Origin of the sequence: Mesorhizobium sp. M1A.F.Ca.IN.020.04.1.1 (assembly GCF_003997315.1) — a bacterium.
In the GTDB taxonomy this organism is placed as follows: Bacteria; Pseudomonadota; Alphaproteobacteria; order Rhizobiales; family Rhizobiaceae; genus Mesorhizobium.
Genome location: NZ_RZSN01000068.1, coordinates 15,965 through 28,197, shown reverse-complemented (window position 1 = coordinate 28,197; position 12,233 = coordinate 15,965). Strand labels below are relative to the sequence as shown.

13 protein-coding genes and 1 pseudogene are annotated in these 12,233 nt (G+C 64.9%); 9 read left to right on the top strand and 5 right to left on the bottom strand.

All coding sequences use genetic code 11. The features are described 5' to 3' along the window. Together EOA49_RS33510 and EOA49_RS15755 are read left to right on the top strand one after the other, a co-directional pair. Nucleotides 1-128: pseudogene (locus EOA49_RS33510) on the top strand (DUF1049 domain-containing protein); the annotation flags it as partial. Nucleotides 129-149: 21 nt separating this feature from the next. Further along, nucleotides 150-1,121, top strand: coding sequence for an ornithine cyclodeaminase family protein (locus EOA49_RS15755; protein ID WP_127240915.1), 972 nt, complete (start codon nt 150-152; stop codon nt 1,119-1,121). A gap of 35 nt (nt 1,122-1,156) precedes the next feature. On the opposite strand, the gene EOA49_RS15750 is transcribed toward EOA49_RS15755, so the two are convergent. Both EOA49_RS15750 and EOA49_RS15745 read right to left on the bottom strand, forming a co-directional pair. Beyond that, nucleotides 1,157-1,537, bottom strand: coding sequence for a VOC family protein (locus EOA49_RS15750; protein ID WP_127216575.1), 381 nt, complete (start codon nt 1,535-1,537; stop codon nt 1,157-1,159). Between the two features lie 69 nt (nt 1,538-1,606). Next, nucleotides 1,607-2,317: a YafY family protein gene (locus EOA49_RS15745; RefSeq protein WP_127240916.1), complete on the bottom strand. Its 711-nt coding sequence runs from the start codon at nt 2,315-2,317 to the stop codon at nt 1,607-1,609. Between the two features lie 124 nt (nt 2,318-2,441). Here EOA49_RS15745 and EOA49_RS15740 point away from each other — a divergent pair, with 124 nt between their 5' ends. The 6 genes from EOA49_RS15740 (at nt 2,442) to EOA49_RS15715 (ending at nt 9,400) form a co-directional block, all read left to right on the top strand. Then, nucleotides 2,442-3,500 (top strand): class I SAM-dependent rRNA methyltransferase, encoded by a 1,059-nt coding sequence (locus EOA49_RS15740; protein ID WP_127240917.1) that lies wholly within the window; start codon nt 2,442-2,444, stop codon nt 3,498-3,500. After that, nucleotides 3,501-4,361, top strand: coding sequence for an RNA methyltransferase (locus EOA49_RS15735; RefSeq protein WP_127216572.1), 861 nt, complete (start codon nt 3,501-3,503; stop codon nt 4,359-4,361). Between the two features lie 13 nt (nt 4,362-4,374). Beyond that, nucleotides 4,375-4,863, top strand: coding sequence for a signal peptidase II (lspA, locus tag EOA49_RS15730; RefSeq protein ID WP_067318893.1), 489 nt, complete (start codon nt 4,375-4,377; stop codon nt 4,861-4,863). A 53-nt stretch (nt 4,864-4,916) separates the two neighbouring features. After that, nucleotides 4,917-5,906: an MDR family oxidoreductase gene (locus EOA49_RS15725; protein WP_127216571.1), complete on the top strand. Its 990-nt coding sequence runs from the start codon at nt 4,917-4,919 to the stop codon at nt 5,904-5,906. A 143-nt stretch (nt 5,907-6,049) separates the two neighbouring features. After that, complete coding sequence (locus EOA49_RS15720) at nt 6,050-8,329, top strand: PAS domain-containing hybrid sensor histidine kinase/response regulator (protein WP_127240918.1); 2,280 nt, start codon at nt 6,050-6,052, stop codon at nt 8,327-8,329. Nucleotides 8,330-8,515: 186 nt separating this feature from the next. Next, the gene (locus EOA49_RS15715) at nt 8,516-9,400 is read left to right on the top strand and encodes a GNAT family N-acetyltransferase (RefSeq protein WP_082953625.1); all 885 of its coding nucleotides are present in this window, start codon (nt 8,516-8,518) and stop codon (nt 9,398-9,400) included. A gap of 123 nt (nt 9,401-9,523) precedes the next feature. On the opposite strand, the gene EOA49_RS15710 is transcribed toward EOA49_RS15715, so the two are convergent. Beyond that, nucleotides 9,524-10,156 (bottom strand): trimeric intracellular cation channel family protein, encoded by a 633-nt coding sequence (locus tag EOA49_RS15710; RefSeq protein WP_067318898.1) that lies wholly within the window; start codon nt 10,154-10,156, stop codon nt 9,524-9,526. 111 nt (nt 10,157-10,267) lie between these two features. Further along, nucleotides 10,268-10,918, bottom strand: a complete 651-nt coding sequence (grpE, locus tag EOA49_RS15705; protein WP_067318900.1) for a nucleotide exchange factor GrpE — start codon at nt 10,916-10,918, stop codon at nt 10,268-10,270. 218 nt (nt 10,919-11,136) lie between these two features. Between grpE and EOA49_RS15700 the strand changes: the two genes are divergently transcribed. Further along, nucleotides 11,137-11,337 carry a hypothetical protein gene (locus EOA49_RS15700; RefSeq protein WP_067318902.1) on the top strand — a complete coding sequence of 67 codons (201 nt, stop codon included), beginning with the start codon at nt 11,137-11,139 and terminating at the stop codon, nt 11,335-11,337. Nucleotides 11,338-11,377: 40 nt separating this feature from the next. Here the strand turns inward: EOA49_RS15700 and EOA49_RS15695 are convergent, their stop codons facing one another. Then, entirely contained in the window at nt 11,378-11,998 is a 621-nt protein-coding gene (locus EOA49_RS15695; RefSeq protein WP_067318906.1) for a DJ-1/PfpI family protein, read from the bottom strand. Between the last annotated feature and the right edge of the window lie 235 nt (nt 11,999-12,233).

The window sequence follows — 12,233 nt, the reverse complement described above, 5'->3', positions numbered from 1 at the left end:
GGGTGAAGCAGGGCCGCTACCGCAAGCTCGCGCGCCAACGCGGGCTGGAGGCCGAGAACCTGCGCCAGGCAGTGAGCCGCGCACCCGCTGCGCCGAAAGGACCGGCGCTGCCCAAGCCGACGAATTAACAGCGCCTTACGGAGCTTTCCATGCTGACTATTTCGGCCGCCGAGGTCGACCGCGCGCTGACCTTTTCAGGTCTGGTCGAGACACTGCGCAGCGCCTTCCGCGAAGGCGCCGTGCAGCCGGTGCGCCATCATCACGCGGTCGAGCGGCCGGACGGCGCCGCCTCGACGCTTTTGTTGATGCCGGCCTGGACCGACTTCGACGCCGCCGGCACCTCGGCCGGCGGCCATATCGGCGTCAAGATCGTCACCGTCTCGCCGGACAATAACGCGATCGGCAAGCCGGCGGTGATGGGCCTCTATCTGCTGCTCGACGGCGTGACCGGCGAACCCCAGGCTCTGATCGACGGCCAGCGGCTGACGCAATGGCGGACCGCCTGCGCCTCGGCGCTCGCCGCATCCTATCTCGCCCGCGAGGACGCCTCGCGGCTCTTGGTGATCGGCGCCGGCGCGCTGTCACCCTTCCTCGCCAAGGCGCATTCGGCGGTGAGGCCCGTTAAGTCGATCCGCATCTGGAACCGCACGCCGGCCAATGCCGAAAAGGTCGCGGCGGCGCTGGACGCCGAAGGCTTTCCAGCAAGCGTGGCAGGAGACCTCGAAACCGAGCTTGGCGAGGCCGACATCGTCTCGTCGGCGACGATCACGACCGCGCCGCTGATCAAGGGCGCGCTGTTGAAGCCGGGCGCCCATGTCGACCTGGTCGGCGGCTTCACGCCGCAGATGCGCGAGAGCGACGACGATGCCATTTCCCGCGCCCGCGTCTATGTCGATACCCGCGCCGGCGCCACCAAGGAGGCCGGCGACATCGTGCGGCCATTGGCTTCCGGTGTCCTGAAGCCGGAAGCGGTCATCGCCGACCTGCACGAACTGGCGCGTGGCGAGAAACAGGGCCGGCAAAGCGATAGCGAGATCACGCTGTTCAAGTCCGTCGGCGCAGCGCTTGAAGATCTCGCCGCCGGCATCGCCGTCTACAAGGCGCTCAGCACAAGCAAGTAAGAGGCTAGGGTAGTGAGAAGCTCACACCTATCCTCCTACTGCCCTGCTGCCTCGTTCGGCCAATAGACACGCAGCCGATGACCGTCGGGATCGAGCGCGACGAAGGTGCGCCCGAAGTCGAGATCGACCGGCGCCTGTGGGATTTTCAAACCCCGTTCCGCCCAGTCCGCATGCGTGGCGTCGACCGCGGCCGCATTCTCCATCGCAAGCACGAGCTCGCCGCCCCCGCCCGCGGCGGCGGCCGCCGGTTCAACCGTGTGGCGCGACCACAAGCCGAGCTTGAAGCCGTTGTCGAGGACGAACATGGCGAAGGTGGGCGAGGCCTCTACTGGCTGGCGCCCGAGCAGCGAGGCGTAGAACGCGCCGCTCTTCTCGGGGCTGTCGACATAGAGGATGACGAAAATGGGCGTGGTCATGTCGATCTCCAAGGTGTTTGAACCTTGGCCAAGCTAGATCATCCCACTGTCAGATTCTGGCAGCAGCGATCAGCCAGCAGGCTCCTGCGCCGTTTTCCGGGCCGATTCATCGTGCGTCGCTCGCCATTCCTTGAGCATCGCCTGGCGGCGGCGCGGATAGCGGATCTCGGTGGCTGCGAGATTGGCCATGCGGTCGGCGCGGAAATGCCGGAAATCCTGGCGCATCTCGCACCACGCCACCATCACCCGCACCTTGTCGAAGAAGCCGAGCGCGAACGGCCATACCATGCGCTCAGACGACGCGCCGCCGGCGTCGCGATAGAGGAAGCCTAGCTTGCGCTCGCTGCGGATCGCCTGCCTGACGATGCCGAGATCGATCGCCTCGCCGCTCGCTGAATTTGGCCCGACCAGCAGCGTCGTGGCGTCGAGATCCTCACGCAGATCGTCCGGCAACACCGCCGCGATCTTGGACAATGCATCCGCCGCCGCCGCAGCCAGCCGCTTGTCCGGCTGTTTCGCCACCCAGCGCGAGCCGAGCACGATCGCCTCGATCTCCTCGTCGGTGAACATCAGCGGCGGCAGCATGAAGCCGGGCTTCAGCACATAGCCCAGCCCCGCTTCGCCTTCGATCGGCGCGCCCTGCCCCTGCAGCGTCGCGATGTCGCGATAGAGCGTGCGGATCGACACGGCCATTTCCTCCGCAAGCGCGCGGCCGCTGACCGGCCGGCGGTGGCGGCGCAGAATCTGGATCAGGTCGAGCAGGCGTTCGGAACGGGACATGACCGGAGACTTGCCCGTTTCTTCGGGCGAGGTCCATCGCATCGCGACAGAACAGCGCCGGACCATGCGGTTGCGAAGGTCAAGGGCCTATGCCAAAAGCGGCGTGCCGTTCCGGAGATTGTTCTTGAAGTCCTTTCGCGACCGAAACCGCGACAACCGTCCGCGCCAGCCGGCGAATCCCTCCAGCCAGTCGCGGCTGCGGGAGGCGGCTTCGCCGGAGAGGCCGGAGCCGCATCGTCGTCAGGAAGCAGAACCAGCGCAGCGCCCCCTCGCCCGCCGCGAAGGCCCGTTGCCCGCCGAGCGCCTGCCGCTGATCCTCGAGGTCGCGCCGAATGCCGACTATGCTCTGCTGGACAGCGGCGCCGGCGAAAAACTGGAGCAGTATGGGCCCTACCGCATCGTGCGCCCCGAAGGCCAGGCTATCTGGCAGCGGGCGCTTCCCGCCAAGGAATGGCAGCGCGCCGACGCCATCTTCACCGGCGACACCGACGAGGAAGGCATCGGCCGCTGGCGTTTTCCAAAAACGCCGCTCGGCGAGACCTGGCCGATGAAGCATGACGGCATCGACTATCTCGGCCGCTTCACCTCATTCCGCCATGTCGGCGTCTTTCCCGAACAAGCCTCGCATTGGGACCACATGGCCGGCCTGATCGCCGCGGCAAAGCGACCGATCAAGGTGCTGAACCTCTTCGGTTACACAGGCCTTGCCTCGCTGGTGGCGGCGCGCGCCGGCGCAGAGGTCACTCATGTCGACGCCTCGAAAAAGGCGATCGGATGGGCGCGCGAGAACCAGGAGAGAGCCGGCCTCTCCGACAAGCCGATCCGCTGGATCGTCGAGGACGCGGTTAAGTTCGCCGAGCGTGAGGAGCGCCGTGGCAGCCACTACGACATCGTGCTCTTCGACCCGCCCGCCTATGGCCGCGGTCCCAAGGGCGAAGTCTGGCAATTGTTCGAGCATCTGCCGGGCCTCACCGATCTCTGCCGCTCGATCCTGACGCCGAAGCCGATCGCCGTGGTGCTGACCGCATATTCGATCCGCGCCTCCTTCTTCGCCATTCATGCCTTGATGCGGGACGCCTTCGCCGGCATGGGCGGCACGGTCGAATCCGGCGAGCTGATCATCCGCGAGAAATCCGCCGGCCGCGCGCTGTCGACCTCGTTGTTCTCGCGCTGGGTGGCTTGAATGGTCCCGCATGATGGCGCCCGGCCCGTCGGGCAGGTCAAGGAAGTCACCAGCCTCGCCAATCCGCTGGTCAAGGACATCAAGGCGCTGGCGCTGAAGAAGTTTCGCGACCAGCAAAACGCCTTCATGGCGGAAGGCCTGAAGCTGGTCATCGACGCACTCGACCTCGGCTGGTCGATCAGGACGCTCGTCTTCGCCAAGGCCGGGCGCGGCAACGCGGCGATAGAAAAGGTCGCGGCGCGCACTGTCGCCGCCGGCGGCACTGTGCTCGAAGTCTCGGAAAAGGTGCTGGCGGCAATCACCCGCCGGGAAAATCCGCAAATGGTCGTAGGCGTCTTCGTCCAGCAGACGTTGCCGCTGAAGGATATCCGCGCCACGGACGGCGACGTCTGGGTCGCGCTCGACCGCGTTCGCGATCCCGGCAATCTCGGCACCGTCATCCGTACCGTCGACGCCGTCGGCGCGAGGGGCGTCATCCTGGTCGGCGACACCACCGATCCGTTTTCGCTGGAAACCGTGCGCGCCAGCATGGGCTCGATCTTTGCCGTGCCGGTCGCGAAGGCGACGGAGCAGGCTTTTCTGGCCTGGCGGCGCGACTTTCCGGGCCTCGTCGCCGGAACGCATCTGAAGGGCGCGGTCGACTACCGGTCGGTCGACTTTTCGAGAGGCCCGGTGCTGCTGTTGATGGGCAATGAGCAGCAGGGCCTGCCCGACAGCCTTGCCGACAGTTGCGACCGGCTGCTCAGGATCCCGCAGGCCGGACGCGCCGATTCTCTCAATCTGGCGGTTGCCACCGGCGTCATGCTGTTCGAAATCCGGCGTGGCGCGTTGAAGCTCGACCCCACTGCCGACTCGCGATGAGGGCTGCGAAAACGTGAAATCCTGGTCCCCTTACGCCCTGCTGGTCGTGCTCGCTATCGCACTCGACCAGTGGATAAAACAGCTGGTGGAAAACGGCCTCGCCTTCCAGGAAAAGGTGGATCTTCTGCCTTTCCTGGCGCTGTTTCGCACCTACAACACCGGCATCGCCTTCTCGATGTTCTCGTCCTTCGGCGACACCGGCCTGGTGGCCATCGCCGCGCTCGTCGTCGCCTTCGTGCTCTATCTGGCGGTGCGCACGCCCGCCGGCCACGTCCTTGCCCGGATCGGCTTCGCCCTGATCGTCGGCGGCGCGCTCGGCAATCTGATCGACCGCGCGGTCTACGGTCACGTCATCGATTATATTCTTTTCCACACGCCGGTCTGGTCCTTTGCGGTGTTCAACTTTGCCGACGCCTTCATTTCCGTCGGCGCGGCGCTGGTCGTCTTCGACGAGCTGATCGGCTGGCGGCGGGAAACCAGGTCCCAGGATCCAGGCAATTGACCTGGCGCGGCCACCGCCGCAAGTTTGTTTCAAACAAAAGCGAGGAGACCAAAGTGTCCGATACCTTCAAAGCCATCCTCGTTTCGCGCGACGCCGAAAAGAAGCAGTCGGTCGAGATCGTCGACCTCACCGAAGCTGACCTGATGGAAGGCGATGTCACCGTCGCCGTCGAGGCGACGACGGTGAATTACAAGGATGGGCTGGCCATCACCGGCAAGGCCCCGGTCGTGCGCCGCTGGCCGCTGGTGCCCGGCATCGATTTCGCCGGCACTGTCATCGAATCTTCGCACCCCGACTGGCGCAAGGGCGACAAGGTCATCCTCAATGGCTGGGGCGTCGGCGAGACGCATTACGGCGCCTTTGCCGCCCGCGCCCGCGTCAAGGGCGACTGGCTGGTGCCGCTGCCCGACGGCATGAGCCCGCATGATGCGATGGCAGTCGGCACCGCCGGCTATACGGCAATGCTCGCCGTCATGGCGCTGGAGCGGCATGGCATCGTGCCGGATCGCGGACCGGTGGTGGTGACGGGGGCCGCCGGCGGCGTCGGCTCGGTCGCCATCTCGATCCTCTCCACCCTCGGCTACCATGTGATCGCCTCGACCGGGCGCAATGCCGAAAGCCCCTATCTGATCGACCTCGGCGCGGCTGAGGTGATCTCACGCGACGAGCTCAGCCAGCCGGCCAAGCCACTGGCCAAGGAACGCTGGGCCGGCGGCGTCGACTCGGTCGGCACCCATACGCTGGCCAACGTGCTGTCGATGACGTCCTATGGCGGCGCGATCGCCGCGTGCGGCCTGGCCGGCGGCATGGACCTTCCGACGAGCGTTGCCCCCTTCATCCTGCGCGGCGTCTCGCTGCTCGGCATCGATTCCGTCATGGCGCCGAAGGCGGTCCGCCTCGAGGCGTGGCGCCGCATTGGCGCCGACCTCGACCTCAAGAAACTGTCCACCCTGTCGCGCTCGATCGGCTTCGACGGCATCATCGACGCCGCGCGCGACATCGTCGAGGGCAGGATCAGAGGCCGCGTGGTAGTCGATCTGTAGGGCAATCCCAGGAATAGCGTTCGGCGATTTCCCGTCCGAACTGCCCAAAACCAGGCAAAAACTGCCGGTTATCGGCACGGACGACTAAAATTCGAACGATCCGCCGCAATCTTCCATAATCTCTGTCTGGCAGGGTTTTCCGCATGCTCGCGGACTCCGACTTCAGACAGGACAGCAAAGCCGCAGGCGACGACGGACTGGGTCCTGACGCGCCGAAGCGGCAGGTGCTTGTCGCGCCGCCGCTGGTCCCCGCATTGCAAGCGGACAGTCATGAAGGCTTGCCGTTCCTGACGATCGTCGCCATAGTCGTCCTGGCCGGGCTGGCGCATCTCACCGGAGCGCCGATCTTCATCACCATAGGCCTCCTGGCGACGGGTCTGGGCGGCCTGATGATGCATCTGCGCAGCCAGCGCGCTGAGCGGCGCACCGCCGCACTTCTCGACGAGACGGCCGCCCGCAGCCGCGCCGAGATCGAGACTCTCGCCGATCGCATGTGGGAGATGCAGGAGAGCGAGGAGCGTTTTCGCGGTCTGATCGATGCGCTCGGCGACCTCGTTGTCCATCGCGACCGCGACGGCCACATCGTCTACGCCAACAAGGTGTTCGCCTCGCTCGTCGAGATCGATCAGCGCGACCTCGCAGGCAAGACGCTTTCCGAGCTCGGCATCGACGTCGGCGTCGTGCCAGAGGCCGCCTTTTCGGATCATGAATGCCTGAGCTCCACCGATGTCGCCATCCGCACGCCGAACGGGCCGCGCTGGTTCTCCTGGATCGAGCTCTCGGTGCGGGACAGGGACACCGGTGCTGTTTCGCACCGGGCGATCGCCCGTGACATCACCGCCCGCAAGCGCGCCGAATCGTCGCTGATCACCGCCCGCGAGCGGGCCGAATACGCCAGCCAGGCCAAGTCGCGCTTCCTTGCCACCGTCAGCCACGAGATCCGCACGCCGATGAATGGCATCATGGGCATGGCGAAGCTGCTTGCCGACACCGACCTGTCGCCCGAGCAGCGTACCTATGTCGGCGCCGTCTCGACTTCCGCAAGCTCGCTGCTGGCGCTGATCGAGGATCTGCTCGACTACTCCAAGATCGAGGCCGGCCGCTTCGATCCCGAGCCGCAGCCGACATCACTGCGTGAGATCGCCGACAACATCATCGAGCTGCTGGCCGCGAAGGCCTTCTCCAAGACCATCGGCCTCGGCTGTCACGTCGAACCCGACGTGCCGCAGATGATCACCGCCGACCCCGGTCGCGTGCGCCAGGTGCTGCTCAACCTCATCGGCAATGCCGTCAAGTTCACCGACACAGGCGGCGTGCTGCTTACCGTCGCGCGCGCCAGCACCGAGAGCACCGACCGCATCCGCTTCATCATCGCCGACACCGGTCCGGGGCTGCGCGAAGAGGATATGGAGCGCATCTTCGAGGAATTCGAGCAATCCGACGGTACTTCGACCAGGGTGCACGGCGGCGCCGGTCTCGGCCTCGCCATCTCCAAGCGCCTGGTGATCGCCATGGGCGGCACGATCTCGGTTTCGAGCCGGCTAGGCGAGGGATCCGAATTCGTCTTCGACATTCCGGCGACCGCGGCAACCCAACCGCCACAATATCGCCGGGACATCCTCTCGGGCCGACGCGCGGTGATTGTGTCCAAGAATGCCGTCGAGGCCGATGCCATCGCTCGCACCATCCGCGCGCATGGCGGTGCCGTCGGGATCGCGGCCACGCCGGACCAGGCCATTGCCTTCGCCGTCGGCTGCAACGTGCTTCTGGTCGACGCCGCGCTCGAGAACAGCGACGGCCGCCTGCTCAAGCGGCTGCGTCAGAGCGGTTTTGTCGACTGCCAGGCCATCACCCTGATCGCACCCGCCGATCGCGGCATGCTCGGCGAATTCCGCGCCAACGGCTACGCGACGTTCCTCGCCCGGCCGGTGCGCGGCGAAACGCTGCTGCGCGTGCTGTTGACCAGTCATGTGCCGGCACCCGCCGAGCCGCGGTCGGAACCGCGCGGCGCCGCGTCCGTCCGCCGCCGCGACAAGGGCTTGTCCGTGCTGATCGCGGAGGACAATGACATCAACGCGATGCTTGCCCGCGCCACGCTGCTCAAGGCCGGACATCGCGTCAAGATCGTCGGCAACGGCAAGGCCGCGGTCGAAGCCGTCACCGACGCCGGCCTCAAGCATCGTTTCGATGTCGTGCTGATGGATCTCCACATGCCGGTGATGGACGGGCTGGACGCGATCGCCGCCATCCGCCGCCATGAGGAAGCGCTTGCCGTCCCGCCGATCCCGATCATGGTGCTTTCGGCCGACAGCCAGGAAAAGACGCGCCACACGGTTTTGGCCCACGGCGCCAGCGGCTTCGTCACCAAGCCTCTCGACCCCGATGCGCTCGTCCAGGCCGTCGAGAGCCAGGCCGCGGCGTAACGAATATTTTAGACTTTCCCGAACGCCTTGGATTGCTTGGCTTTCGCAGCCATAAGATAGCCGGTTGAGGGTATTGCCCAGCCGACGAAGTATTGCCGGGATCGCCGTATCACGGTACTGTCACAATCCTGTTGCACCTACACCGTATCCCCGTGCCAAGAGGGATGGCTCGAAGGAGAATCACTCGTGCATACAGTCATGCCTGAATGCGATACTCGGCCGAACGCCAGCGCCCTTCTCGGCGCGCGTGCCGCCGACGCTTTCGCAAGCGGCGCACCGCTGGGCCGCATCGGCAACCTGGAAGTGCGGCTCGCCCGCAACGGGGCCGAGATCGCCGCCGCCCAGGAAGTGCGTTATCGGGTATTCTATGACGAGCTCGGCGCGAGGAAGGATTTGTTCCAGGCGCAGGATCGGCGCGATGCCGACCGCTTCGACCCGCTCTGCGATCATCTCCTGGTTTTCGACACCTCGCTTCCCGGCCCAGAGCACCGCCGTATCGTCGGCACCTATCGCCTGCTGCGGCAGGAGATCGCCACCGCGGCGGGCGGCTTCTACTCCGAGGGCGAGTTCGAGCTGACCAAGCTGGTGGCGCGCCATCCGGGCCAACGCTTCCTGGAACTCGGGCGCTCCTGCGTGCTGCCGGAATACCGCTCCAAGCGCACCATCGAGGCGCTCTGGCAAGGCATCTGGGCCTATATCAACCACTATGGCATCGGCGTGATGACCGGCTGCGCCTCCTTCCACGGCACCGTGCCGGCGGCGCATGCGGAGGCGCTTACCTATCTCGCCCATCACTGCCGCACCGACCAGGCCTGGGATGTCCGGGCGGTGGCCGGCCGCTACTGCTCGATGGACTTGATGCCGATCGAGGCGGTCAATGCCAAGGCCGCGATCGCCGCCATGCCGCCGCTCGTCAAAGGCTATCTGCGTGTCGGCGCCCGCATCGGCGACGGCTGCGTCATCGACCACGAATTCTCGACCGTCGACATTTTCGTCGTCATGCCGGTCAAGGAGATCGGCGCCCGCTACGTCAACTACTATGGCGGCGAAGGCCAGCGTTTCGCGGCGTGAGTCTGGCGAATAGCGAATAGCGAATAGCGAATAGCGAATAGCGAATAGCGAAGGAACTAACGATAGTAGGCTGACTACAACAGCCCTATTCGCTACTCGCTATTCGCTATTCGCTGTTTGCTATCACGGAATATCCTCCGGCCTTCGCCCGGGCCGGCTCTTATAGGCCGGGAACGACCAGCCGAATTTGAGCGCCCCGCCCCGCACCAGGAAGGCCGCCGCAAAGCCGAGCAGGCTGGATGGCAGGGCCGACATGCCAACGAGATCGCCAACCGTGAAGAGCGCTGCACCCGCAAGCGCCGCGGTGACATAGATTTCGGGCCTGAGCAGCACGGAAGGCTCGCCTGCGATCAGGTCGCGCAATATGCCGCCGAAGGTCGCGGTGAGCACCCCGGTGATGACCGAAACGACCGGGGAGCCGGTGATCGCCAGGCCCTTTGCAGCCCCCATCACCGCAAAGGCGGCAAGTCCGATCGCATCGAGCCAGAGCAGCAGCTTGTAGCGGGATTCCACACGATGGGCGCTGAAGAAGACAAGCACTGCCATCACGGCGCAGATCAGCACATAGCCGCTGTTGGCGACCCAGAACACCGGCAGGTTGAGAATGACGTCGCGCAGCGTTCCGCCACCAATGCCGGTGATGCTGGCCAGAAACAGGAAGCCGATGATATCGAGCTCTTTGCGTGACGCGGCAAGCGCGCCGGTCGCCGCGAAGACGGCGACGCCGGCATAGTCGAGCAGCTCGATGGGATTCATGGGCGAGCGAATAGTGATTGGCGAATAGTCAGTGCACAGTGAATATCACGAAGCGGTGCGGTTGGTACCGTCCTTCCCTATTCGCTATTCCCTATTCGCTATTGGCTCCCTTCACGCATCCTTCTCGGCCTGCTCGTTCACCGGACCCGGCTCGACCGGCGCTTCGGCGGCGGCGGCCTTTGGGCCGCCCTTGGAGACGCCGACCATCGCCGGCCTCAACACGCGCTCGCCGATCGAATAGCCGGGTTGCACGACCTGGACCACGGTCCCGGCCGGAACGTCGGGGTTGGGCACTTCGAACATCGCCTGATGGAAGTTCGGGTCGAACTTCTCGCCTTCGGGCGCAAGCTTCTTCACCCCGTGCCGCTCCAGCGCCGCCAGCATGGCGCGCTCGGTGAGGTCGACGCCCTCGATCAGCGCCTTGAAGCCGGCATCGCCGGAGGCCTTGGCCTCGGTCGGAATGGCGTCCAGCGCGCGGCGCAAATTGTCCGACACCGACAGCATGTCGCGCGCGAAATTGGCCACAGCGTAGGTGCGTGCGTCATGTACATCACGCGCGGTACGGCGCCGCAGATTCTCCATTTCGGCAGCTACGCGAAGCGCCCGATCCTTCAGTTCCTCGTTTTCCTTCAGCAACCGCACAAGCGCCTCATAGTCGCCGTCGACGCCGCCTTCCGCACGTTCGCCGGAAGCCCGGGCCTCGGAAGCCTGGCTGGCTTCGATTTCCTCGGGCGCGCGTTCGTCTTTTGCCTGGTCGCTCATCGCCGTTTCCCGTCATTCGGATTGGTTTGGATTTGCGCCCGATATCGAGGTTTAGGGGCCAAAAATCAAGGGGCAAGCACCGATGACGGCCCTTCCGCGATCGTTCCAAATTAATTCAAATTTTACCGTACCGGACGGCTTTGCTTGCCGCTAAGGGCCTATGCGGGAACCATTGCCGGGCTGCGAGAGTTTCGAAGCCGACACAGGATTTTGGGACCATGAAGGGCAACATCGGCGAAAGGCGCGCCAAGCTCGCCGACGATATCAGGCGACAGGTTGGCACCGAAGCGACCAAGCGCCTTCTGCGCACGCTTCCGGCATTTCGCCTGGAAAAAGAAGTGCCCAAGCAGTTCACGGATCTGCTCGACCGCCTGGACGGCGCCGAGACGGACAAGGCGGACGGCCAGCGGCAGCACTAGACCGCCCTTCCCCAGTTCCACAGCGTAAGGCGCTGAGGAGCTATGCGGCTCTGCGCTCGTCGCGCATCAGAGCCTCGCCATGACGGATCTCGGTGCCAAGCACCTTGAGGCACTCCCGCATGAACGACGCAAGGCCGGGCCATCCCTTTGCCGAAACCAGATTGCCGTCGACATGCGCGCCGGTCGGCGACACGTCGATATAGGTGCCCCCGGCAAGCGTCACTTCGGGCTCGCAATACTGCAGCGCCGCCACCTCCCTGCCGCGCACCACGCCGTCGACCGCGATCAGGATTTGCACACCGTGGCAGATGGTGAAGATCGGCTTGCCGGTCTCGTGGAAATGCCTGACCAGCGCCTGCACGCGCTTGTCGATGCGAATATATTCCGGCCCGCGTCCGCCCGCAGCGTAGACCGCGTCGTAATCGGCGGGATTCACCTCGGCGAATGTCTTGTTGAGGATATAGTCGTGGCCGAGCTTTTCCGTATAGGTCTGATGGCCCTCGAAGTCGTGCAGCGAGGTCTTGAGCACGTCGCCGGCCTTCTTGTCCGGGCAGACGACATGGACTGTGTGGCCGACCGCATGCATCGCCTGCTCAAAAACGAAAATCTCGTATTCTTCGCTGAACTCGCCAACGAGCATCAGTATCTTCTTGCCTACCATGCCGTTTCCTCCTTTGCCGGCTGTTTATTTCGGAGCGCGAAATAATCACCGTATCCTAAGGGCAAGACGGCAAAAGAGAAAGTGAAATTCGCAGAAGTGGTCTGACCAGATTGTTGCAAAGAGGCGCGTAGGACTGAATCGACTGCGCCAACACGTCAAAAGCAAGGTGCTTGGTCAGACCAAAGCTGCAGGCTCGCTTGGTTTACCGGATGGCTGCCTTCGGCGGTCAGCGCGG